Source organism: Stenotrophomonas sp. ZAC14D2_NAIMI4_7 (assembly GCF_003086675.1).
GTDB lineage: Bacteria > Pseudomonadota > Gammaproteobacteria > Xanthomonadales > Xanthomonadaceae > Stenotrophomonas.
The window spans coordinates 315,065-337,075 of record NZ_CP025995.1 but is presented as its reverse complement, the minus strand read 5'-3'; the positions used below and the strand labels follow the sequence as shown (position 1 = coordinate 337,075).

Genomic DNA, 22,011 nt, shown 5'->3' with positions numbered 1-22,011 from the left:
CTACTGATTTTCGCGTGGTCCAGCGGGGTTTGGATGATGGCGGGGCTTCGCAGCTCCGCGCGATTGGTGGGCTGGGTGGCCGGTTCCTACCTGCTGCTGTCGCTGGCGTTCATCGCCGCCATTCTCTGCTACAGGTCACGGCTTCGCAGAGCACCGCCTTTCACCAACCAGTCCTATGCGACGCGGCTGCTCACGCTGTCCTGGATGGCCTGCGCGGTGGGCGGCGTGGCAGCCATCGTAGCCAGGTGACCCTGGCTTCTGAGACCGGAGAAGAAGTCGGGTCGTCGATCACGGGCGCCCTCGCGTCCATCATTGGACGCGCGGGCCTGCATGTGATGGGATGAAGGCACGCCGGCAGGGTTAAGTAATCTTTACACGCCCCCGTATGCGATGCGCATCAGGCGTTTGATACGGCACGCCATTCAACGCATTTCTGAGCAGCGCGCATTCTGTCGTTTTTGCCTTGAAATCCGCGCTTTGAGCCAGAAACGGCAATTCAACTTTCTGATCAGAAAGTGCGAATGCATCGCGAGAATCAATTGGCGCAGCCTCTTCCCGCGTGCCAATCATGAATCGCCACCTCATCCGGTGGCCGGGACTTCCAAGCCCGTTGTTCGATGATGTTTACGCTTGCCAGTCGGCGTCGTCGCCTCCTGCACGACGCCGGCTGGCAATCCGTCCGCGGCTCTACGGCGGGCGTTGCGTGGGGGCCCTGTGCCCGCCGGTTCATCGACTCGGTCTTGGAAGCCACGCATCGCCCGCCACCCGCAGCCGGTGGCGATCTGCCCCGCTTCGAGGATGCCCGCATGACCCGACCGCCACACCCGTTCCTGACCGCCACCCTGGGCGACGCTGCCGCGCAGCTGCCGCCGGAACTGGCACGCCCGCTGGAAGCGGCCTTCGCCGCCGCCAACGAAGTGCCCGATCCGCTCACCCTGCCCGCCTGTCTGCAGCGCCTGCGCGCCGGTGAAGCGGCCGATGGCCAACCCTGGCGGCGGCCGGTCTGCTCGCCGGCGCAGGGCCAGGCGCTGGCCCGCGCCGACCGCGCCAACGCCGGCCTGGGCACGGTGCTGGAACTGCTGCACGCCGCCGAACGCGTGCGCGTGGATGGGGCCGCCAAGGACGATATCGGCGACGCCACGCGCGAAGGCCTGCTGCTGGCCTGCCGCGGGCTGGCCGAATACGTGGGGCAGCAGCTGCAGGCCGCCTGAGCCGGATCACGCCGGCGGTGCGACCCCCTGCGGATCGTGCAGGCTGCGCAGCTTCTTCTTGTTGATCTTGCCCACGCTGGTGCGTTCCAGCGCATCGACGAAGCGCACCCGCTGCGGAATGGCGTAGCGGGAAATATCGCCGGTGCGGCTGCGTGCCGCCACCAGTTCGATGATCTCTGCTTCACTCACTTCGCTGCCGGCCTGCCGCACCACCAGCGGCAGCGGCCGTTCGCCCCACTTGTCATCGGCAATGCCGATGACGGCCACCTCGCTCACCGCCGGGTGCAGCGCAATGATGTCTTCCAGTGCCAGCGACGAGATCCATTCGCCGCCGGTCTTGATCACATCCTTGATGCGGTCGGTCACCCGTAGGTAGCCGCCGCTGTCGATGTTGCCGATGTCGCCGGTATGCAGGTAGCCGCCTTCCCACAGCGCCGCCGATGCCTCGGGGTTGTGCAGGTAGCCCGGGGTCAACCAAGGCGCGCGCACCACCACTTCGCCGGTGGCACTGCCGTCGTGGGCCACGTCCTGCATCTGCGCATCGACGATGCGCAGTTCGACCAGCGGCACCGGAATGCCCGCCTTGGTGCGCAGTGACAGTTCCTGTTCCGCATCGGCCACTGCGTCGGGGTCGATCTGTGCCAGGGTCAGCAGCGGGCAGGTTTCGGACATGCCATAGCCGCCGAAGACATCAATGCCGCGCGCCAGCGCCTGTTGGGCCAGCGCACGCGGCAGCGCCGCACCGCCGATGATCACCTTCCAGCCGCGCAGATCGGCCTGTGCCGCCTCGGGGTGCTCCAGCAGCATGTGCAGGATGGTGGGCACGCAATGCGAGAACGTCACCCGTTCGCGGGCGATCAGCTGCAGCAGCCGTGCCGGCAGGTAGCGCCCCGGGTAGACCTGCTTGATGCCCATCAACGTAGCCACATAGGGCACGCCCCAGGCGTGCACATGGAACATGGGCGTGATCGGCATGTAGACATCGTCGCGATGCAGGCGCCCCTGGCGGGCGGCACTGCCCAGCGCGGCCATGGCCGCCAGCGAATGCAGCACCAGTTGCCGGTGGCTGAAGCACACCCCCTTGGGCAGGCCGGTGGTGCCGGTGGTGTAGAACACGGTGGCGCGCGTGTTCTCATCGAAATCGGGGAAGCGGGTGACCGGTGTGGCCGCTCGAAGGCCGGCCTCGTATTCGCAGGCGAAGCCGGGCGGCAGCGGGCCGTCCTCATCATCCAGCAGGATGCGCGTCTGCAGGTCGGGCAGCTGCTCGTGCAGCGCGTCCAGCACCGGCAGGAAATCGCGGTTGGCCAGAATCACCCGTGCCCCGCTGTGGTTCAGCGTGTAGGCAATCTGTTCCGGTGCCAGGCGGATATTCACCATCATCAGCACCGCGCCCAGCATCGGCACGGCGAAGTAGCTTTCCAGGTAGCGGTTGCTGTCCCAGTCCATCACCGCCACGGTATCGCCCTGCTCCACCCCCAGCGACGCCAACAGGCCGGCCAGCTGGCCGATGCGCGCCTGCAGGGTCCGGTAATCGAAGCGCACGCGGTCGCCGTAGACGATTTCCTGCTGCGGCCGCGTCGCCAGCGGCGTATGCAGCAGCTGCTTGATCAGCAGCGGGTAGGCCTGCGCGGCGGCGTGTTCCGTTGGCATGGTGCGCTCCTTGTGGGCCGCGTCAGGGCGGCCGGGTTCATCGGCCACACTAGCGATCCACGCAGGCCACGCCAGCGTACCTAGGTACCTGTGCCCGGCCGCAGCGGTTTTGCTAACCTCGCCGGAACATGCCCAGCCTGCTGATCGCCGACGACCACCCCTTGTTCCGCGCCGCCCTGCACCGCGCGGCCGAGGACGCCGTGGCCGACCTGCAGATCAGCGAGGCCGATTCGCTGGAAACCGTGCTGGAAGCGCTGGAAAGCCAGCCGATCGACCTGATGCTGCTGGACCTGCACATGCCGGGCAACCACGGCCTGGCCGGGCTGGCCACCATCCGCGCGCTGCAGCCAGGGCTGGCGATCATCATCGTGTCGGCCAACGAAGAACCGCACGTGATCCGCCGCGCGATCGATCTGGGCGCCGCCGGCTACCTGCCCAAGAGTTCCGGCTTGAACGACCTGCAGCACGCGCTGCAGACCGTGCTGGAAGGCGAGCGCTGGATCCCAGCGTTGCTGCGCGAAGCGGTGGCGCGGGTCACGCCGTTCAACAAGGACGCCGACCTGGCCGCGCGCCTGTCCAGCCTGTCGGCGCACCAGTACAAGGTCCTGAGCCTGGTGGCCGAGGGCCTGTTGAACAAGCAGATTGCCGACCGTCTGGGGGTGCAGCTGCGCACGGTGAAAGCGCACATGACCCGCATCATGGAGCGGCTGGGCGTGCGCAACCGCGCGCAGGCGATCCGCGTGCTGCACGAAATGGGCCTGACCGATCCCGCACGGCAGATTGAAGACACCCAGGACGCCTGAGGCGCTAGTCCCCCACGGTGGTGGCCGTGGCCAGCAGGTGGTTGATCGCCCAGCGCAGGGCCAGCGGCTTGAAAGGTTTGTTGAGCAGTGACAGCCCTACCGCTCGCACCGCCTCGCGCACCTCGCTGCCGGTATCGGCGCTGAGCACCACGGTCGGCCGCGCACCATGCGCGGCCACCAGCCGCTGCCACAGCGCCACCCCGGTATCGCCGGCGTCCAGGTGGTAGTCGAACAGCCATAGCGCGGCATCGGCCGCGGCGCCGCCCACGGCGCCCGCATCGGCAACGGCCACCACATCGCAGCCCCAGGCCAGCAGCATCTGTTGCATGGCCTGCAGCGCGTCGGGATCGTTGTCGACCACCAGCACACGGGTGCCCTTGATGGCACTGCTGCCGCCGCTGGCGGCCTGCGGGCGCTGGACCACCGGCGGTGTGGCGCGCGCCACGCTGATGGAGAACGCAGCGCCGCGATCGAGCACGCTGTGCAACTGCAACGGTGCATGCAGCAGGTGGGCGATTCGGTGGGCGATGGTCAGACCCAGGCCCAATCCCTGGCCGTTGCTGCGGTCGCCGCGGTGGAATTCCTCGAACACGATGGACTGCTGTTCCGGGGCGATGCCGGGGCCGCTGTCATGCACCCCGATCAGCAGGGCCGGGCCGCGACGGCGCACGCCCAGCAACACCCCCCCCTGGCGGGTGTAGCGGATCGCATTGGCCAGGAAGTTCTGCAGCACCCGCCGCAGCAGCAGCGGATCGCTGTGGACCCAGGCCGCCGTGCGCACGTAGCGGAACTGCAGGCCACGCGCGGCGGCCAGCACGGCGAATTCCTGCGCCAGCGGGTCCAGCACGGTGGCCAGCGCGAACGGGCGCGGGTCGGGCACCAGCCCACCGGCTTCCAAGCGCGAGATGTCCAGCAGGCCCGACAGCAGATCGTCGGTGGAATCGAGCGCCCCACGGATCTGGCGCAGGAAGCTGCCGAGGAATTCCGAATCGATGTGCTGGGACATGGCATCGGCCAGCAGCTGGGCCGCGTGCAACGGTTGGATCAGGTCGTGGCCCACAGCGGTCAGGAAACGCGTCTTGGCCACGTTGGCCCGTTCGGCCTCGTGTACCGCCTGTTCCAGCCGCGCGGTGCGGTCCTGCACCCGCCGCTCCAGGGTTTCATTGCTGCGCTTGAGCGCATCCTCGGCGCGGCGGAAGGCGGTGACGTCGGTGAAGGTGGCCACGTAACCACCGCCGGGCATCGGGTTGCCACGGATTTCGACAATGGTGTTGTCCGGGAAGATGCGCTCGGACAGATGCGGGGTGCCGCGCCGCATGTGGGCCACGCGGCGCTGCAGCGCGTGGTCGGGGCTGTTGCCGGCACGCTGGCCGATCTGCAGCTGGTCCAGCGCCCACGCGGTCAGGTCCACCACCGGCCGGCCCACCTGCAGCAGTTCCGGCGGGAAGCGGAACAGCGCGGCGTAGCGGCTGTTCCACGCCACCAGCTGCAACTGCGCATCGACCACGCTGATGCCCTGGCTCATGTTTTCCAGCGCGGCTTCCAGCAGGCGCTGGTTGAAACGCAGCGCCTGGGTCGCCTCGCCCACGGCGCGGGTGACCGCTTCCAGGGGCGCCGCGCCGCCGTCACGGGCCGCTTCCACAAGCAGCCGCGCCATGCCGGCGCCGACCACGGCAGTCAGTTCGCGCTCGATGGCGGTCACCCGTTCGCCTTCCAGCATCTGCCCGGCATGCCCTTCCATCAGCTGCCGCGCACGTTCCTGGCCCAGGAAGCGCCCGGCGGTGCGGCGCATGGTGGCCGCCGCCACCGCATTGCGCTGCTGCGGCAGTGAGGGGCGCACCGCGCGCGCCACCAGCACGATCGCCACCAGGTTCGCGGCCAGGCTGGCGCACATGCTGATGGCGATGTGCCCCGGCTGCAGGCGCACCGACAGCAGGGCCAGCCAGTGCAGACCCTCGCCGTCGGCACCCGGCTGCGGCGCCGGCACCACCATCGGCAGCAGCACCAGCCACAGCCACACCAGCGAGCCCACCACGATGCCGGCCATGATGGCCGGTGCCGGGGTACGCGGGCGGTACACCGCCAGCAGGACCGCCGGTGCCAGTTGCGAGAGTGCGGTGAAGGACATCAGGCCGAAATCGCTGAGCGCTTCGGTATCGCTCATCGCCCGGCTGTACAGCCAGGACATCAGGAACACCGCGACGATGCCGGCGCGGCGCAGGGCCAGCACGCGCGGGCGCAGGTCGGCACCGGCGTCGCCGCCCTGCATGCCACCCAGCAGGCGCGACCCCACACCGTGGTTGCCCAGCATGATCGACAGGGTCAGGCCGGACAGGATCATCATGCCGGTGGCCGCGCTCAGGCTGCCCAGATACGCCACCAGGGCCAGCAGAGGGTGGCCACCGGCCAGTGGCAGGCCCAGCACGTACAGGTCTGGCGAGACCGACGGCGGCAACTGCACCGCGCCATACAGCGCCATCGGCACCGACGGCAGGCCGATCAGCAGCAGATACAGCGGGAACAGCCAGCGTGCCGTCTTCAGGTCGGACGACTGGCGCAGCTCGACCACGCCCACGTGGAACTGGTGCGGCAGGGTGAACGCGGCCAGCGCGCCCAGCAGCACCATGGTCAGGAAATCGGGGATGACCGCCGGCGGCGGCAGGGTGACCATCTTCTGCAGCAGCGGCGTGCCGGACTGCTGCACCGACAGCGCGGCATACAGGCCGATGGCCAGCAGCGCCACCAGCTTCAGCACCGATTCCAGCCCCAGCGCCACCACGATGCCGCGGTTGTGTTCGGTGGCCGAAGCCTTGCGCGCGCCGAACAGCAGGGTAAACGCGGCCATGGTCAGGGCGAACCAGAACGACATGTCCAGCCGCCAGCCATTGGCGGCGAAGTGATCGCCCAGCAAAGCGCCCAGGCCCTGGCTGACCGCTTTGAGCTGCAGCGCGATGTAGGGAATGATGCCGAACAGCGCCACCACGGTGATGGTGATGGCCAGCCCCTGGTCACTGCGCAGGCGCGCCACCACCAGGTCGGCCAGGGTGGCACTGTTGTGCTGCTTGGCCAGCCGTCCCAAGCGCAGCAGGAACGGCAGGCCGAAGGCAAAGATCAGCGCCATGCCGATCAGCGTGGGCGGCACCGGGAAGCCCCACTGCACGCCCTGCGATGCCGCACCGTAATAGGTCCACGCAGTGCAGTGCACCGCCAGCGACAACGCGTAGATGACCGGCCACGCTCGCGCCAGGCGGTGCCCCTTGCGTTCGCCCCACAGAGCGACGCCAAACAGCAGCACGGTCCACGCGATGCAGGCCACCAGGACGATCGAGGGCGTCAACATCGCTCCAGTGTAGAGAGAACCCGTGCCGCCGTGCAGCGGCCCGCGCTAGGCGGCGACCACCACCAGCGACAGCTGTTCGGCCACCACGGCCACCTGCCCGCCCGTTACCACTTCCACGGTCTTGTGCTGGGTCAGCAGCCACTGGCCGGGCTGGCGCGGTTCCAGGCTGACCAGGCGCGATCGCACCTGCACCTCGCTGGCGCTGGGCACCGGGGCCAGGAAGCGCACCTTGTTCAAGCCGTAGTTCAGCACGTGGGCGATGCCGGCAAAGCCGGCCAGCGCGGCCACATCGTCTTCCACGGTCAACGCCAGCAACAGGAAGCCATGGGCGATGGTCTGCCCACCCGGCAGGTCGCTGCGGGCGCGCTGCGGATCGACGTGGATCCAGTTGTGGTCGCCGGTGGCATCGGCGAAGGCATCAATGCGGGCCTGCTCGATGCGCCTGCGCGGGCCCAGGCGCTCGCTGGCCGCCCAGCGCCACAGGTCCTGCAGGGCCACCGGCAATGCCTCGGCATGGGCGGTGGTCACCGCACACGCTCCAGCAGAGCCAGGATCGCATCGCGCGCCTCGGGCTCGTTCAACATCGGTGCGTGGCCGACCGCCGGCACTTCCACCAGGCGGGCCTGGTCGGAGGTGGCCACCATCTGCCGCGCCACGTCGGCTGGCAGGATGTCCGACAGCGCGCCGCGCACCACCAGCACCGGCACGCGCGACGTCAGCCCACGTACCGCCCGCCACAGCACCGGGCGCAGCAGCCACAGCAGCCACGGCCGCGTGGTACGGATCACCGCCGGGTCGTAGTCCAGTTCCAGCAGGCCGTCCTCACGCGCGCGGAAGGTGCGCTGCGCCATCGCCCGCCAATCTTCGCTGCCGTAGCGCGGGAACGCGGCCTTGCCGATCGATTCCACGTACGCGGTGGCCTGGGCCAGGTCCATCGCAGGCACTGGCTTGCCGGCGTACTTGCCGATCCGCGCCAGCGCTTCGCGTGGCACCTTCGGGCCAGCATCGTTCAGTACGGCTGCTGCCACGCGCTGCGGTGCGCGCGAGGCCAGGGTAAGGGTGACCAGCACGCCCAGCGAGGTGCCGATGAACACCGCTTTGTCGATGCCCTGCGTGCGCAGCAGCGCCACCATGTCATCGGCGTAGGTGCGCGCGTTGTAGCTGGCCGGGTCGGCAGCGCGCTGCGAACCGGCGCGCCCGCGCAGATCCACCGCCAGCACGCGCCAGCCGACCGCCGACAACGAGGCGGCCAGCGCATCGAAGTCGGCCGCGTTGCGGGTCAGGCCTGGAATGCAGACCACGGTGCCGCGTGGCGCGGCCCCGCTTGCCGGTGCATGGTCGCGCGCGTGCAGGCGCAGGCCATCGTCACTGTTCCAGTACAGATCCTGGTAAGACGGCGTCATGCAGTTCACTCCTAGAAATCGTAACGGACGCTCAGACTGTACTGCCGCGGCGGGCCGTAGAAGCCAATGAGCGTACCGACCGCCGGAATGTTGTAGCCGGTGGTGCGGTATTCCTTGTCGGTCAGGTTGGTGCCCTGCAGCGAGAACGTCCAGGCATCATCCAGCCGCCAGATGACACCGGCATTGACCAGCCCGTAGCCGTCCTGGCGGATCACCGGGCTCAGGTCGGTGGTCGGCCACACCTCGCTCTGGTAGCTGTAGGTCACCCGTGCGGACAAATTGCCGCCGTTGGCCAGATCGGTGCGGTATTCCACGTTCACCGCGCCGGAGAAATCCGGAGCGTTGGTGAACTTCATCTGGTCGGCCACGTTGACGCCGCGGTCCATGTACTCGTCGTACTTGGTGTCCAGCCAGGCCAGGTTGCCGGAAATCAGCCAGTGCTGGGTGGGCAGGTACTGGTACTCGATTTCCAGGCCGTTCACCGTGCCCTTGCCGGCGTTGGTGAAGTCGCCGAAGAAGCCATCGGCCACGCCGTCGCCATTGGTGTCGATGCCGGTGAACACCGACAGCTGGATATCCTTGTACTTGTTGTGGAACGCCGACAGGTTCAGGAACAGGCGCTGGTCGAAGAAGCCCATCTTGCTGCCGATCTCGAAACTGTCCACGGTTTCATCGTCGAACGGCTCGGCCGAGCGTGGCACCGCCACCGCATTGGCGCGGATGTTGTAGCCGCCGGATTTGAAGCCGCGCGTGGCCAGGCCATACACCATCACGTCCGGGGTGATCTGGTAATCCAGCGAGACCTTGGGCGAGACGTTGCTGAAGTTGGTCTTCTTGTTGAAGTCGGCGGTGACCGCCACCGGCCGGCTGAAGCCGGGGTCGGCATACAGGCGGTTGAGCACGATCGCCCGCTTGTCCTCGTCGGTGTAGCGTGCGCCCAGGTCAAGCTTCAGCTTGTGGGTCAGGTCGAAGGTCCAGTCGGCGTACAGGGCGATGCTGTCGGTCAGCACTTTGCCCTGGTTATCGGCGAATTGCGCGCTGAAATAGTTGTTCTGGATCTGGCCACCGGCTTCGCCACTGAACTGGTACAGGCCGACCACGCCGCGCACGCGGCCGCCGGCATCGTAGTTCAACTGCAGTTCGTTGCTGATCTGGTCGTCGTGGTAGGTACCGCTCACGTCGGCCAGCTTCACCGGCGTGGTATCGAAATCGACGTTGCCATCGCTATCCGATTCGCGCTTGGCCACTACATATTTCAGCGCGATGTCCTCGTTGGGCCGCCAGTTCACCGTGGCTGATGCACCCTTGCTTTCCACGTTGTTGAGGTTGCGCATGCCCGAGCGGATGTCGTAGCGGCTGTCCATCGGCTGGAACGCCGGCAGGAACGGGTTGGGCGCCAGCATCTTCGAACCGCGCATGCCGGATTTATCATCGATCCAGTCCAGCGCGAACTGCACATCGAAATCATCGCCAGCATAAGCGCCCAGGTTGAAGCGCGCCGCGTTGATCTGCTTGTCGCTGACCGGCTGGCCGTTGAACGTGTTTTCGCCGAAACCATCCTGGTTCATGCTGGCCACCGCCACGCGCGCACGCAGGCCGCTGTCGGCGCCACCGATCGGGCCGCCGATGGCCGCCTTGGCGTCCAGCTGGCTGTAGTTGCCAACGGTGATCTGTGCGAAGCCTTCGGTCTGGGTGGGCAGGCCGCGCGAGATGTACTTGATCGCACCGCCGATGGTGTTCTTGCCGTACAGCGTGCCCTGCGGGCCGCGCAGCACCTCAATGCGCGAGACGTCGAACACGTCCAGCAGCGCACCCTGCGGGCGCGCGATGTAGACATCGTCCAGGTAGATGCCCACGCCCGGATCGGCGCCCCAGGTGGGATCGGACTGGCCAACGCCGCGGATGTAGGCAGTGACCGTGCTGCTGGCGCCTCGCGCCGCGTAGATGGTCAGGTTGGGCACCTGCGCGTCCAGATCGCTGATGTCCTGCACGTTCATCTTGTCCAGCGCTTCGGAGGTGAACGCGGTGACGGCCACCGGCACTTCCTGCAGGGTCTCTTCGCGCTTGCGCGCGGTGACCATGATGCTGTCCAGGTTGGTGGCCGTGGCCGCCTTGCCTGCGCTGGGCGCAGGCTCTGCCGCCTGCTGGGCCAGTACCGGCCCGGACACCACCAGCGCGCCGATCATCAGGCTCAAACAATTCCGTTTCATCCGCTCCTCCCCAGTGCCACGCGGGTGGCCCACGCCGCCCATCGTGCCAAGGCTAGCGGCGCGGCCGGGGCCCGGCGAGTGGACCTAGGTCCAGTCGGCAGCCCAGGCAGGATCGGGATACTGGGCGCGCCGTCACCGGCGGCCATCGCGCACGCACCAGGAGCTGGCATGAACGCTGTCATCGATTCAATCAGAGCGGCAGGGCGGGCGTTGTGCCTGTGCCTGGCCATGGGCGCAAGCGCTACGGCGGCGGGCGCCGAGGGTCATTGGGATGCCGGTGTGTATGGCAACCTGTTCGGCGGCCGCGAATACCAGGTGTGGGTGCCGGCCGGCTACCAGGCCAGCCAGCCGCTGCCCGTGCTGCTGGTGCTGCACGGCTGCGTGACCGGGCCCAACCTGATGGGCGAGGCGTCAGGCTTCAACGAGGTGGCCGACAGCGAGGGCTTCATCGTGGTGTACCCGCGGCAGAACGTGACCGCCAATGGCGGGCGCTGCTGGAACTGGCAGTTGCCAGTGAACCAGGCGCGCGGCAGCGGCGAGGCGTCGATCCTGGCCGGCATTGTGGGCGCGGTGAAATCCGCTTACAGCGTCGACCCGCGACGGGTGTATGTGACCGGCATTTCCGCCGGCGGAGCGATGACCTCGATCATGCTGGCCTGCTATTCGGATGTGTTCGCCGCCGGTGCGGTGCATGCTGGCGGCATGTACAAGGGCGCGACCACGGTATCGGGCAGTGCCTATGCGCTGCTGGCCGGCAGCATCCATTCACCTGACAGCAACGGGCGGCTGGCCTGGCAGTGTTCGGGATCGCCCTCGCCACGACCGCTGCCGGTGCTGGTGTTCCATGGCAGCGCCGATACCACAGTGAACCCGGTGAACGGGCAGCAGGCGGTCCGCCAGTTCCTGCAGACCAACGATCTGGCCGACGACGGTCTGGACAACGATTCGGTGGGCACCACGCCAACCAGCATCTTCAATGGGCAGGTACCGGGCGGCCATGCCTATACGGTCCACAGCTACCAGTACGGCGGCCGCACGCTGGTGCAGCACTACCTGGTGCAGGGCATGGGGCATGCGTGGAGCGGCAGCACCTCGGGGCTGCCGTTCACCGATCCGCAGGGACCGGATGCGACGCTGATTACGTGGTTGTTCCTGAGGGATCAGCAGCGTTGATGAGGCTGCTAGTGGTGCCGCTTGTTCGAATCGAACAGACCGCACACCCCACCAGAGCGGTGGGCATCAGCCGGACACGCTGTTATCTTCCGGTTGACTGGGCGCGACGGTCTCAATCAGTGATCGCCGCACAGGTACATGGATGGGCAGTACCGGTTGATTGACTGGAGCGGAGACGTCAGTCCCCGCTTTCATGTGGAGATGGAATGCACAGAATCGCAATCTTCTTGATTGGTGTCTGCGCCATGGGTATTGCAGGCTGCGCGACCACCACACTGCCCAAGGGCGTTGCATCATCGGGTTACACCGAAGTTTTTTCGGTACCTATCGGCCCTCTTCGCTACTTCCACACAGCTTCCTTACTGCCTGGTCGAACCAACGTAGGCACCACTCATGTCCACCTCTGTGCAAACACTGAGCGGCGTATCAGCCTGCAGATCGCGGATGGGCTTGGGATCGCTGCTGAAGATGTCTGTTCACGGATCGATGCGGCGGCGGCCTTGGCCGAGGCATGGATACCGGCAGCCTCCAACAGCTATCGGATCCTGCTCGTGCCAGAAGGCACTGCAGGGGCGATACGGACAAGATCGCTTGGCCGCTTTGCGACAGGTAGGACACTTGCACTTGCATCACACGTCTACGGCGATCAACAACAAGCCTTCGCGAACCTGGTTGACCTGGTTGCGCATGAGAGCCTTCATGCATTGGGAGTCGCGACGAAGCATCCCCGAGCGCGCGACGAAAGAAGCGCCTATTACGCAGGGCTATGTGCCCAACTCAAGATCAACGGGCTCATCAAGGAAGAGAGCTTGCCCGGAGCCCCGCTTGCTTCAGGTGATCGGGCAGTACGCATCTCGTCGCAGCAGGCCTATCGTGTGCGGCTTGAGACCTATCCGTTGCTGGTGAACGGTACCATCCGGCTTGGCACGCCATCCGGCGAGTCGATGCTGCAACGGTGTCAGCAGATTGGAAGCGAGCTGATTCGGCTGCAGTAGGCCTGGATACGGAAAAGCCAGCGCACTGCGCTGGCTCTGCTTGCTGTCCCCGCTTCCGGGGCGCATGGACAACCCCAGATGGTGCCGCTTATCCGAATCGAACGGATGACCTACTGTTTACAAGACAGTTGCTCTACCAACTGAGCTAAAGCGGCATGGGGTGCTGCGTGCTGCGCCGACCGCGCCTGGCGCGGCCGGGACCCGATTCTAGCGCAACCGCGCACATTCCAGCGACCGTTGCTGCGCGGCGCCGCTGCGCTGCTGCACCTGGCCCGGCTCGCTGCCACTGGCCAACTGCCCTTCCAGCCACCACTGCCCGGCTTCGCCGCTGGCGACCAGGCGCGGCTGGAAGCCGGCGGCCTGCACGGCAGCCATACGCCGTTCGGCGCCTTCGCGGTTGCGGTACTGGCCCAGGGCAATGGCGTTGGCCTCCTCGCCCTGGCCAATGATGTAGTAGTCGCTCAACCCGGCGGCGACGATGCGCTTGACCGTGGCCTGTGCATCATCGCGGCTGGCCGCGGCTGGCAGCAGTACGCGGTAACGGGCACTGCCGCTGGCGGCCGGCTGCTCGCGCAGGCGGACCGGCGCCAGCAGGGAGCCGGCGCGGCCCTGCGCGGCTACGGCGGCGGCGCGGTCGGCAAACGGCCCCAGCGCGATGCAGCGCGGCGGCGCGGCCGGCGTTTCAGGCGCAGGCTTTTCCAGCGCGGGGGTTTCGGCGACCGGCGGGGTCGGTGTGGCGGGCTTGGCCACGGCGGCCACCGGCGCGGCGGCGGTGGGCTGCGGCGTGGCGGTGGGCGTGAGCGTGGGCGCAGCAGCCGGTGCGTCGGCAGGCGCCAGCGCGGCGCCCGGCGCGGCTTCGCGCGCTACCAGTGCTTCGGTCGGCGCGGCAGCGTTCTGTGCCACGGCCACCGCGTCGGTGCCGCCGGGCAGCCAGCGCAGTTCGGCCACGCCGCTGGGCGGCGTTGCCGCAGGTGCGCGCGTGGGCTCGGTTCGCAGCAGCCACCAGCTGGCGACCCCCAGGTTGAGGATGGCCAGTACGACAATCAGGGCACGGGTCAGCATGCGCCGATACTAGCCTGCGGCCGGGTGCACCGCCCAGCGGGCCAGACCATCGAGCACCAGCGACGGGTGGTAGTCGGCGCCCGGCAGCAACGGCATCAGTGCCGGTGCGCCGCCGCCATGCACCAGCAGCGCGGGCGGCGTGCCCAGCAGCGCCTGTGCCTGCTGCGCACTGCGTTCGATAAGCGCAACCGCTGCGCCATCGCAGCCCGACGCCAGCGCATCGGCGGTGTCGTTGGCGAATTCGCTGTAGTCGCCGCCCGTGGCTGGCAACTGCACGGCCCGCGCATGCAGGGCTTCGCGCATGGTGGTGGGCGATGCGGAAATACGGCCACCGTGGTGCTGGCCGTTGCCATCCAACAGGTCCAGGGTGAGTGCGGTGCCTACGCCGACCACCAGCACCGGCCGTTGCGCGGTGGCCGCCGCCAGCAGGGCCAGGAAGCGATCCACGCCAAACTTTTCCGGCTTTGCATAGGCAATGCGCACGCCCGCGCATTCGGCGCTGGTACGCACCACGCGCACCTCATCGAAGCGGCGCTGCAGCTGGTCCAGCATCGCGGCGGTGAGCGACGGTGCGGCCACGCTGGCAACGAAGGCGACGCGGCCGCTGGGCAGGCTGTGCTCGGGTTGCGCGGCCATGCCTTCGGCACCGTGCGCCCAGGCCTGCACATCGCCGGCACGGTTGCCCTGCAGCGGCGCGAACTTGAAACGCGAATTGCCCAGATCGAACAACCAATCGCTCATGCCGCCCTCACGCTGACTTCGCCGGCGTGCAGCAGGCGCTCGCGGCCATCGATGCGCACGCGCAGGGCGCCATCGTCGGCCAGGCCCATGGCGGTGCCGTACTGCCATTGGCCATCCAGTTCCACACGCACTTCCTGGCCGGCCAGCATGTCCAGCGCGGCATAGCGCGGCAGGAACGGCGCCAGGCCGTCGCGGTCGAAGGTTTCCAGCGCCGGCAGCAGGCGCGCCAGTACAGCGGCCACCACTTGGTTGCGGTCCACCACGGTTCCGGCCAGCGTATCCAGGTCCACCCACGGCTGGGTGATCTCGTCACCGAAGGCAGGCGGCATATGCACGTTGATGCCGATGCCGATGACCGCGCGTGCCGGGCCGGCGTACTCGCCACCGCCTTCGGCCAGCAGGCCGACCAGCTTGCGGCCGTGCACCAGCACGTCGTTGGGCCACTTCAGCTGGGCCTGGGCGAAGCCCAGATCGTGCAGCGCTTCGGCCACGGCCACGCCGGCCACCAGGCTCAACCCGGCCAGACGGCCCAGGCCGCCTTCGAACAGGCGCAGCACCGACAGGTAGACGTGGGCGGCCAGCGGCGAGGCCCAGCTGCGGCCACGACGGCCGCGGCCACCGGTCTGGCGCTCGGCCAGCAGCACGCTGACCCCGCGCAGTGGCGCGCTGCAGCGCAGCAATTCGGCGTTGGTGGAGTCCACCGTCCAGGCCACCTGCAGATCGTGCAGCAGGGCCTGGGCGTCGGCGGGCAGGCGGCTGCGGATGGCTTGGGGGTCGAGCAGCTCGAGCGCCCGGGTCAGGCCGTAGCCCTCGCCCGCGCGCCCCTGGATATCCACACCAGCGGCCCTAAGTCCTTGAATCCGCTTCCAAATGGCGGCCCGGGTCTGGCCCAGCTCACGGGCCAGGGCATCGCCGGACAGGCGACCGGCAGCGAGTTTGGCCAGCAGTTGGCGATCGTCCACGGCAGTTTCCGTCAGGTCAGGCAGGAATTATGCGGGAAAGGCCGGGCAGGCGCCCGCCGGGGGGCTTCCACGGCGGGGCCGGGTTCGGGCTATGATCGGGAACTCACCTCCCCTTAACGTGGATGTCGTCAATGCGCCGTTATGCCCATTGCCTGATCCTGCTGACGATGCCCTTCGCGGCGTCTGCAACGGCAGCGCTCGATGACAGCCGGGGTGCCTGTGTGTATTCGGCCGGGGATGCCGCTTCGCAGCGCGCGCCCAGCGCCGCCCCCACCAGCGCAGCGGCCAAGCCGGCGCCGGTACGCCCTGCGGCCAGCACCACCACCGGCGGTGGCGGCGATGACGATGTGCTGCCGCGCATCCGTGCACCGAAGTGGCACAGTTACCTGCCGGGCATGTTCCGCTGATCAGGTCGTTGTTGCAGTGGCTGCGGCCGACGCCGCGGCCGATCGAAGATGCCCATTGGGATGATGCCTGCCAGCGCGCGGCATGGCTGCGCGGTCTGGATGATGCGCGGCGCCTGCGCCTGCGTGTACTGGCCACGCGCTTCCTGCATGAAAAGACCCTGACCCCGGTGGGCGGGCTGCAACTGCAGGTGGCCGACGGCGTGTTGCTGGCGGCGCTGTGCTGCCTGCCGCTGCTGGAATTTGGCGACGTGGGGCTGCAGGGCTGGTCGCAGCTGATCATCTACCCCGATGCGTTCCGCGTGCACCGCAGCCACATGGATGCGGCTGGCGTGCTGCACGAATGGGATGACGAGCTGATTGGCGAAGCCTGGGACAGCGGTCCGCTGATCCTGTCGTGGGCCGATGTGCAGGCCGACCTGGCCGCGCCGCACGACGGCTTCTGCGTGGCCGTGCACGAGATGGTGCACAAGCTGGACGCGCTGGACGGGGCGATGGATGGCACGCCGCCCCTGCCGCGCGACTGGCAGCGCGAATGGGCGGCCACGTTCCAGCAGGCCTACGATGCCTTCTGCATGCAGGTGGATGCGGGGGTGGAAACACTGATCGACCCGTACGCGGCCGAGGCCCCGGAAGAGTTCTTCGCGGTGGCCAGTGAGTACCATTTTTCCGCGCCGGATCTGCTGGCCGAGGCGCTGCCCGAGGTCGCCGCGCATCTGCGGCGGTTGTATGGCGCGCCGCCGGCGATGGTCGGGTGAATCATGTGTTCGCCGGGCATGGCCCGGCGGCGGGGATCACGGGCCCGGCGGCAGGCGCACTTCGAAGCGGGCGCCGCCCAGTTCGCTGGAACGGGCCACCAGCAGTTCGCCGCGGTAATCCTTGATCAGGTCCTGCACGATCGACAGGCCGATACCGTGGCCCTGCACGCGCTCATCGCCGCGCACGCCACGCTGCAGCACCTTGCCGATGTCATCCGGGGCGATGCCGGGGCCATCGTCGTCCACCGCCAGCAGCAGGCCGGCGCGGCGCGCGTTCGGCGCCGGCAACGGCTGGGCGGTCAGCAGCACGCGGCGCTTGGCCCACTTGAAGGCGTTTTCCAGCAGATTGCCCAGCAGTTCCTGCAGGTCGCCCGGTTCGCCATGGAAGCGCGCTGCCGGGTCGATGTCGAATTCGCACAGCACGCCCTTGGCGGCGTAGACCTTTTCCAGGCCACGCACGATTTCTTCGGCGTTGGGTTCGATCGGCAGCGGCGCAGAGAACAGCTTGTGGCCCGACGAAGCCGCACGCGCAAGCTGGTACGACACCAGGTTGTTCATGCGCTGCAGCTGCACGTCCAGTTCCTCGCGCAGGGCGCCATCGCCGGCACCGCTGTCCATCTGCGTGCGCAGCACCGCAATGGGCGTCTTCAGGCTGTGCGCCAGGTCGGCCAGGGTATTGCGCTGGCGCTCCAGGTTCTCGCGCTCGCTTTCAATGAAGGCGTTGATGCTGTCGGTCAGCGGTTCCAGTTCGCGCGGGTGGCGCTCGCTCATGCGCTCGGTTTCGCCGCGCTGCACCTTGGTCAGCTCGGTGATCACCCGCCGCAACGGGCGCAGGCTCCACTGCAGGATGACCGTCTGCAGCAGCAGCAGGATCAGGCCGATGCCGCCCAGGTAGAACCAGACCCGGCTGCGGAACACGCGCAGCTGCGCACCCAGGGCGCGCGAGTCTTCCATCACGTAGATGGTGTACGGGAATTCGGTGGCCGGGTCGGCGTCGGCGTCCCACACCAGGCCCAGGCCATAGCGGTACACCGAGCCCTGGCTGCCATCGATCTGGATCATCGGCAGCGGGCCTTCGAACACTTCCTGGCGCGGTGCCAGCAGGCCACCGCCCACGGTGGGCAGCATCGGGCCTTCGGCGGACATGGAATTGCCCTTGCCGTCGGGCATCACCACCTGCAGGTACAGACCACTGCCGGGCACGTCGAAGCGCGGATCCGGCGGCTGTTCGCGGATGTACAGCGAGCGGTCGCGGGTGAAGTCGATGCCGGCCGCATACGCGGTGGCGTAGTTCTTCAGGCGCTCACGCAGGTTCGCCTTCGCCGTGTCGGCGAAGGCGGCGTCGAGCGCGTAACCGGCCAGGGCCAGGAAGGCGACCAGGCCCACGGACGCGGCAAACGTCTGGCGCGCCTGCAGTGAGCGCGGCCGCCAGCGTCGGAAGAACCACAGACGGCCGGACATCATGCTATCGCCAGGGTGAGCCGGCTCAGCCCTCGTTGCGCGGAATCGCGAAACGGTAGCCGCGGCCGCGCACGGTCTCGATCGGCTTCAGTTCGCCGTCCGGGTCCAGCTTCTTGCGCAGGCGGCCGATGAACACTTCCAGCACGTTGGAGTCGCGGTCGAAATCCTGCTGGTAGATGTGTTCGGTGAGGTCGGCCTTGGAGACCAGTTCACCGGCATGCATCATCAGGTATTCCAGCACCTTGTACTCGTAGCTGGTCAGGTCCACGTTGCTGCCGCTCACGCTGACCGTCTGTGCCGCCAGGTCCAGGGCCACCGGGCCGCATTCCAGGGTGGGCTTGCTCCAGCCAGCGGCGCGGCGCAGCAGCGCGTTGACGCGGGCCAGCAGCTCTTCCACGTGGAACGGCTTTACCAGGTAATCGTCGGCGCCCTGCTTCAGGCCTTCAACCTTGTCCTGCCAGCTGGAACGGGCGGTCAGGATCAGGACCGGGAACTTCTTGCCTTCATCGCGCAGGGCCTTGATCAGCTCCATGCCCGACATCTTGGGCAGGCCCAGGTCGATGATGCCGACGTCGAACGGCACTTCGCGGCCCATGTAGAGGCCTTCTTCGCCGTCCTGTGCTGCATCGACGGCAAAACCTTCGCGCTTGAGCCGGGCTGCCAGGGTCTCACGCAGCGGGGCTTCGTCTTCGACCAGAAGGATACGCATGAACTCTCCCTAGTGTGCTGGGTGTGGCCCGCAGGCCTGTGGGTACGGGGTGATGCGGCAACTATCCCTGTTCAGGGGTTATCGCCGCGTAGTGATGACATATCCGACCGCGGCGTGCGCGGCTGTGAACGTGCCGGGGCGGGGTCGTCCATGTAGCGGACCCGACCCCGGTCGTCCATGTATTTCACCCGGTTGATGTCACGACCATCGAACGGCACCCGCTCGGCGCCCAGGATGTGACCGCCGGTGGTGCGCTGCACCCGGCGCACGGCGTCGGACAACGAGCGTTCGTCGCCGCGGCCACCGCGGTCGCTGCGGTCCATCATCTCCGCCCGGCCCTGGTCGCCGCGCGGCGGCTGTTGTGCCAGCGCCGAAGACAGCGGCGCAGCAGCCAGCACCACGAAGGTGGCCAGGGCAAAACGGCGGTGGAAGGGAGCGGAAGACATCGAAGCGATCCTAGCCGAGCACGGCAATTTGTTCAAAAGTCGTAAATCCGGGGATCGGGCGCCAGGCCCGACCTTTACAAATCTTTTGCAAATTCTTGGTTTTGCGCAGTGAATCCGGTCTGAACTTTTCCGGGACCGCCTCCGTTTCGTTCATCTAAGTGAACATTCGGGACGAACCAACTGCGCTTGTCAAGTCAGGAATGTGACTGCAATCACGCTGCGGCGCGGTCGGCCTCGCGCTCGGTCACCGCCAGCGCCTGCTCGATCAGCGCCCAGTCGGCGCCGGGGCGGTGTGCGCCCTCGCTCAGCACCTGGCGGAACGCGCGGCCACCGGGCTGGCCGTGGAACAGGCCCAGCAGGTGGCGGGTGATGTGCTTCAACGCCAGGCCTTCGTCCAGGCGTGCCTGCACGTAGGGGCGCAGCGCGCGCAACAGTTCGCCGCGCGGGCGCAGCGGCGCGCCGGTGTGCAGCGCCTCCAGCTGATGCAGCAGGTAGGGGTCGTGGTAGGCCGCGCGGCCCAGCATCACGCCATCGACGTGTACGGCCTGGGCCTGCACCGCGTCCACGGTTGCCAGCCCGCCGTTGATGACCACCGGCAGCGCCGGGCGCTCCTGCTTCAGGCGGTAGGCCCAGTCGTACTTCAGCGGCGGCACTTCGCGGTTTTCCTTCGGCGAAAGGCCCTTCAACCAGGCGTTGCGCGCGTGTACCACCACCATCGCCGCGCCGGCCTGCACCTGGCGATCGACGAACGCGGCGAACACCGCGTAATCGTTGTCCTCGTCCACGCCCAGCCGGCACTTCACCGTTACCGGAATGTCCACCGCCGCGACCATGGCCGCCACGCACTCGGCCACCAGCTCCGGTTCGCGCATCAGGCAGGCACCGAAACGGCCGGCCTGCACGCGGTCGGACGGGCAGCCGCAGTTGAGGTTCACTTCGTCGTAGCCCCAGTCGGCGGCGATGCGCGCGGCCTGCGCCAGCAGGGCCGGATCGCTGCCGCCCAACTGCAGGGCCAGCGGCTGTTCGCTGCCGTCGAAGCCGAGCAGGCGCTCGCGATCGCCGTGGATGACGGCGTTGGCGTGCACCATTTCCGTGTACAGCCGCGCGCCGGGCGCCAGCACGCGGTGGAACACGCGGCAATGGCGATCGGTCCAATCCATCATGGGCGCAACGGACAGGCGAATATCACTCAAATTCAACGATTTCATAGGCTTACCATCAATACTAGCACCCGGAAGCGCCTCAGATTTCCCGATATTTCCTGTATTTTCCCGTACATCTGCACCATTGGTGTGTCAGGTACGCCCTGGCACAACACGGGCTGGCACACCGATGGCGACACCGCAGAACCGCAAAGGCCGCTGACGCGCAATGGTGCGCCGCAAGAGCCACAAAGGCCAAACCTGGACCTTCCCTACCAAGACGGCCGCCAAGGCCTGGGCGGACCGCGTAGAGCGGGAACGCGCCTGCAGGAGAGCCTTTGCCACATCCCGGCCAGGCAGCGCATCGGCCGCGACCACATGTCCGGCAAAGGGTCATTATCCCTGCTTGTTCGCCCGCAACCATGAACGTAGTGCTGTGCTACCTGTCCGAGCTGCTGGAACCGGCCGCCCGCATGAGGGGCGTGAAGCTGCTCACCGCCCCCGTCGCCAAGGCGCGGCCCGAGTCGTTGCACCACGCGGTACTGCAACCTGAGAAATCGCCCGAGGACTCTGTAGAGCCAATTGCTTGAGTGCCCAGTGTCGCGTCTGACTCTTCAGCGCACCGCCCAGCTCAGTAGCATGCGCGCCCCGAAAGAGGGCATCGCTTAGAACGGGACCGGTACTACTCGCTGCAGATCCTGCGCGGCCTGGCGGCCATGGCGGTCGTGGCTTTTTGCTTGAGGGTGGTCGAGATCCAGTATCTGCCGGGGCCAGCGCTGCTTGACGGAATTGCCCTGTACGCCGATGCCGGCGCAGATCTCTTTTTGTACTTTCCGTCTTCGTCATGACCACCATCACCGCTGGTCACCGTCATGGGGCAACGGCGGCCGATGCAATCGGACATATCCACCTTGACGTAATGAATTTTGTCTTTGCTTGCGCGAAAAATGCACAACATGGTTAGATCGTGTCTCATGGATGGACACAAGAGACTCGTTGTGGACATGTCACCCAGCAAGCCACGCCAACCTGCATTCAAGGCAATGGCAATGGCAATGGCAGCTCTTGTCGTCATCATCCTTCCCGCATGCTCAGCAGCAAGGATGAATCCGGTTTATCCGCAATCGATGGTCGAGCCCATCAGTGTTCAAACGCGCTCAGCAACCGAGATCGCACTGCGTTACAAGGTCCGGCCTGAAAGCAGCCACTACTCCGGCGGCGTGGATTATGAACGCGTCGGCGACACCTTGCGCGTGGTCATTGGACGCTGCGCAGTGGGTGCCCCCTGCGAACCCATGGCCAGATCGGTGATCCCACTGGATGACACGTGGCAGGCGGAAGTGCACCTCCCCTACGATGGATCACGTGTGGTCGTTGTGCATTCCGACGGCGAGAAACAGGTCTATCCCTGATCACCGCGCACACGCAGGAGGATACGGATGTCTGATCAAGAGAAGCAGCCCCAAGAGCGCGTGGTACTGGGCATCCATACGAACACGAAGCCCGGTGCGCCCCTGATTCGTCATCCAGCTCACTTTCCA

Annotated in this window: 22 protein-coding genes and 1 tRNA gene; 9 read left to right on the top strand and 14 right to left on the bottom strand. The window is 67.3% G+C overall.

What is annotated here, in order from left to right; translation table 11 throughout:
* Positions 1–75: 75 nt before the first annotated feature.
* Complete coding sequence (locus C1922_RS20320) at positions 76–249, top strand: hypothetical protein (RefSeq protein ID WP_159091831.1); 174 nt, start codon at positions 76–78, stop codon at positions 247–249.
* Between the two features lie 111 nt (positions 250–360).
* Here the strand turns inward: C1922_RS20320 and C1922_RS20315 are convergent, their stop codons facing one another.
* A complete protein-coding gene (locus C1922_RS20315) occupies positions 361–570 on the bottom strand; it encodes a hypothetical protein (RefSeq protein WP_159091829.1) in 210 nt (69 codons plus the stop codon).
* Between the two features lie 236 nt (positions 571–806).
* Between C1922_RS20315 and C1922_RS01475 the strand changes: the two genes are divergently transcribed.
* Positions 807–1,211, top strand: a complete 405-nt coding sequence (locus C1922_RS01475) for a hypothetical protein (RefSeq protein WP_108751446.1) — start codon at positions 807–809, stop codon at positions 1,209–1,211.
* 6 nt (positions 1,212–1,217) lie between these two features.
* On the opposite strand, the gene C1922_RS01470 is transcribed toward C1922_RS01475, so the two are convergent.
* A complete protein-coding gene (locus tag C1922_RS01470) occupies positions 1,218–2,861 on the bottom strand; it encodes a fatty acid--CoA ligase (RefSeq protein ID WP_108751445.1) in 1,644 nt (547 codons plus the stop codon).
* Positions 2,862–2,989: 128 nt separating this feature from the next.
* Between C1922_RS01470 and C1922_RS01465 the strand changes: the two genes are divergently transcribed.
* The gene (locus C1922_RS01465) at positions 2,990–3,664 is read left to right on the top strand and encodes a response regulator transcription factor (RefSeq protein ID WP_108748159.1); all 675 of its coding nucleotides are present in this window, start codon (positions 2,990–2,992) and stop codon (positions 3,662–3,664) included.
* Between the two features lie 4 nt (positions 3,665–3,668).
* Here C1922_RS01465 and C1922_RS01460 read toward each other — a convergent pair whose 3' ends face one another.
* The 4 genes from C1922_RS01460 to C1922_RS01445 are packed head-to-tail and all read right to left on the bottom strand — an operon-like array spanning position 3,669 to position 10,593.
* Positions 3,669–7,004: a PAS-domain containing protein gene (locus C1922_RS01460; RefSeq protein ID WP_108748158.1), complete on the bottom strand. Its 3,336-nt coding sequence runs from the start codon at positions 7,002–7,004 to the stop codon at positions 3,669–3,671.
* A gap of 45 nt (positions 7,005–7,049) precedes the next feature.
* On the bottom strand, positions 7,050–7,532 hold the full coding sequence (locus C1922_RS01455; protein ID WP_108748157.1) for a MaoC/PaaZ C-terminal domain-containing protein: 483 nt from the start codon (positions 7,530–7,532) through the stop codon (positions 7,050–7,052).
* The gene (locus C1922_RS01450) at positions 7,529–8,407 is read right to left on the bottom strand and encodes an alpha/beta hydrolase (RefSeq protein ID WP_108748156.1); all 879 of its coding nucleotides are present in this window, start codon (positions 8,405–8,407) and stop codon (positions 7,529–7,531) included. The genes C1922_RS01455 and C1922_RS01450 overlap by 4 nt, the downstream gene beginning before the upstream one ends.
* Before the next feature lie 11 nt (positions 8,408–8,418).
* Positions 8,419–10,593, bottom strand: a complete 2,175-nt coding sequence (locus tag C1922_RS01445; RefSeq protein WP_108748155.1) for a TonB-dependent receptor — start codon at positions 10,591–10,593, stop codon at positions 8,419–8,421.
* 192 nt (positions 10,594–10,785) lie between these two features.
* Between C1922_RS01445 and C1922_RS01440 the strand changes: the two genes are divergently transcribed.
* Positions 10,786–11,790 (top strand): PHB depolymerase family esterase, encoded by a 1,005-nt coding sequence (locus C1922_RS01440; protein WP_108748154.1) that lies wholly within the window; start codon positions 10,786–10,788, stop codon positions 11,788–11,790.
* A 206-nt stretch (positions 11,791–11,996) separates the two neighbouring features.
* A complete protein-coding gene (locus C1922_RS20310; protein ID WP_159091828.1) occupies positions 11,997–12,785 on the top strand; it encodes a hypothetical protein in 789 nt (262 codons plus the stop codon).
* Between the two features lie 79 nt (positions 12,786–12,864).
* Here C1922_RS20310 and C1922_RS01435 read toward each other — a convergent pair.
* The 4 genes from C1922_RS01435 to birA form a co-directional block, all read right to left on the bottom strand.
* Positions 12,865–12,940, bottom strand: a tRNA-Thr gene (locus tag C1922_RS01435).
* A 52-nt stretch (positions 12,941–12,992) separates the two neighbouring features.
* Complete coding sequence (locus tag C1922_RS01430) at positions 12,993–13,847, bottom strand: SPOR domain-containing protein (RefSeq protein WP_108748153.1); 855 nt, start codon at positions 13,845–13,847, stop codon at positions 12,993–12,995.
* 9 nt (positions 13,848–13,856) lie between these two features.
* Positions 13,857–14,588, bottom strand: coding sequence for a type III pantothenate kinase (locus C1922_RS01425; RefSeq protein ID WP_108748152.1), 732 nt, complete (start codon positions 14,586–14,588; stop codon positions 13,857–13,859).
* Positions 14,585–15,550 (bottom strand): bifunctional biotin--[acetyl-CoA-carboxylase] ligase/biotin operon repressor BirA, encoded by a 966-nt coding sequence (birA, locus tag C1922_RS01420; protein WP_108748151.1) that lies wholly within the window; start codon positions 15,548–15,550, stop codon positions 14,585–14,587. The genes C1922_RS01425 and birA overlap by 4 nt, the downstream gene beginning before the upstream one ends.
* Positions 15,551–15,681: 131 nt before the next feature.
* Between birA and C1922_RS01415 the strand changes: the two genes are divergently transcribed.
* The gene (locus tag C1922_RS01415) at positions 15,682–15,957 is read left to right on the top strand and encodes a hypothetical protein (RefSeq protein WP_108748150.1); all 276 of its coding nucleotides are present in this window, start codon (positions 15,682–15,684) and stop codon (positions 15,955–15,957) included.
* 8 nt (positions 15,958–15,965) lie between these two features.
* Positions 15,966–16,712, top strand: coding sequence for a M90 family metallopeptidase (locus tag C1922_RS01410; protein ID WP_108748149.1), 747 nt, complete (start codon positions 15,966–15,968; stop codon positions 16,710–16,712).
* 36 nt (positions 16,713–16,748) lie between these two features.
* On the opposite strand, the gene C1922_RS01405 is transcribed toward C1922_RS01410, so the two are convergent.
* The 4 genes from C1922_RS01405 to dusA form a co-directional block, all read right to left on the bottom strand.
* Positions 16,749–18,173 (bottom strand): sensor histidine kinase, encoded by a 1,425-nt coding sequence (locus tag C1922_RS01405; protein ID WP_108751444.1) that lies wholly within the window; start codon positions 18,171–18,173, stop codon positions 16,749–16,751.
* A 25-nt stretch (positions 18,174–18,198) separates the two neighbouring features.
* A complete protein-coding gene (locus C1922_RS01400) occupies positions 18,199–18,882 on the bottom strand; it encodes a response regulator transcription factor (protein ID WP_053520384.1) in 684 nt (227 codons plus the stop codon).
* A 71-nt stretch (positions 18,883–18,953) separates the two neighbouring features.
* Complete coding sequence (locus tag C1922_RS01395) at positions 18,954–19,328, bottom strand: hypothetical protein (RefSeq protein WP_108748148.1); 375 nt, start codon at positions 19,326–19,328, stop codon at positions 18,954–18,956.
* 212 nt (positions 19,329–19,540) lie between these two features.
* Positions 19,541–20,536, bottom strand: coding sequence for a tRNA dihydrouridine(20/20a) synthase DusA (gene dusA / locus C1922_RS01390; protein WP_108748147.1), 996 nt, complete (start codon positions 20,534–20,536; stop codon positions 19,541–19,543).
* A gap of 356 nt (positions 20,537–20,892) precedes the next feature.
* On the opposite strand from dusA, the gene C1922_RS20305 reads away from it, so the two are divergent.
* The gene (locus C1922_RS20305; protein WP_159091826.1) at positions 20,893–21,060 is read left to right on the top strand and encodes a hypothetical protein; all 168 of its coding nucleotides are present in this window, start codon (positions 20,893–20,895) and stop codon (positions 21,058–21,060) included.
* Between the two features lie 414 nt (positions 21,061–21,474).
* Positions 21,475–21,882 (top strand): hypothetical protein, encoded by a 408-nt coding sequence (locus C1922_RS01385; protein WP_159091824.1) that lies wholly within the window; start codon positions 21,475–21,477, stop codon positions 21,880–21,882.
* Positions 21,883–22,011: the final 129 nt, after the last annotated feature.

Bases quoted from the DNA above. Each gene is read 5' to 3' on its own strand.
- C1922_RS01445 (WP_108748155.1), bottom strand. From the start codon at position 10,593: ATGATCGGCGCGCTGGTGGTGTCCGGGCCGGTACTGGCCCAGCAGGCG.
- C1922_RS01405 (WP_108751444.1), bottom strand. From the start codon at position 18,173: ATGTCCGGCCGTCTGTGGTTCTTCCGACGCTGGCGGCCGCGCTCACTG.
- C1922_RS01425 (WP_108748152.1), bottom strand. From the start codon at position 14,588: ATGAGCGATTGGTTGTTCGATCTGGGCAATTCGCGTTTCAAGTTCGCG.
- dusA (WP_108748147.1), bottom strand. From the start codon at position 20,536: ATGAAATCGTTGAATTTGAGTGATATTCGCCTGTCCGTTGCGCCCATG.
- C1922_RS01395 (WP_108748148.1), bottom strand. From the start codon at position 19,328: ATGTCTTCCGCTCCCTTCCACCGCCGTTTTGCCCTGGCCACCTTCGTG.
- C1922_RS01475 (WP_108751446.1), top strand. From the start codon at position 807: ATGACCCGACCGCCACACCCGTTCCTGACCGCCACCCTGGGCGACGCT.
- C1922_RS01465 (WP_108748159.1), top strand. From the start codon at position 2,990: ATGCCCAGCCTGCTGATCGCCGACGACCACCCCTTGTTCCGCGCCGCC.
- C1922_RS01415 (WP_108748150.1), top strand. From the start codon at position 15,682: ATGCGCCGTTATGCCCATTGCCTGATCCTGCTGACGATGCCCTTCGCG.
- C1922_RS01450 (WP_108748156.1), bottom strand. From the start codon at position 8,407: ATGACGCCGTCTTACCAGGATCTGTACTGGAACAGTGACGATGGCCTG.
- C1922_RS01470 (WP_108751445.1), bottom strand. From the start codon at position 2,861: ATGCCAACGGAACACGCCGCCGCGCAGGCCTACCCGCTGCTGATCAAG.
- C1922_RS20315 (WP_159091829.1), bottom strand. From the start codon at position 570: ATGATTGGCACGCGGGAAGAGGCTGCGCCAATTGATTCTCGCGATGCA.
- C1922_RS01440 (WP_108748154.1), top strand. From the start codon at position 10,786: ATGAACGCTGTCATCGATTCAATCAGAGCGGCAGGGCGGGCGTTGTGC.
- C1922_RS01400 (WP_053520384.1), bottom strand. From the start codon at position 18,882: ATGCGTATCCTTCTGGTCGAAGACGAAGCCCCGCTGCGTGAGACCCTG.
- C1922_RS20305 (WP_159091826.1), top strand. From the start codon at position 20,893: ATGAACGTAGTGCTGTGCTACCTGTCCGAGCTGCTGGAACCGGCCGCC.
- C1922_RS01430 (WP_108748153.1), bottom strand. From the start codon at position 13,847: ATGCTGACCCGTGCCCTGATTGTCGTACTGGCCATCCTCAACCTGGGG.
- C1922_RS01460 (WP_108748158.1), bottom strand. From the start codon at position 7,004: ATGTTGACGCCCTCGATCGTCCTGGTGGCCTGCATCGCGTGGACCGTG.
- C1922_RS01385 (WP_159091824.1), top strand. From the start codon at position 21,475: ATGTCACCCAGCAAGCCACGCCAACCTGCATTCAAGGCAATGGCAATG.
- C1922_RS20310 (WP_159091828.1), top strand. From the start codon at position 11,997: ATGCACAGAATCGCAATCTTCTTGATTGGTGTCTGCGCCATGGGTATT.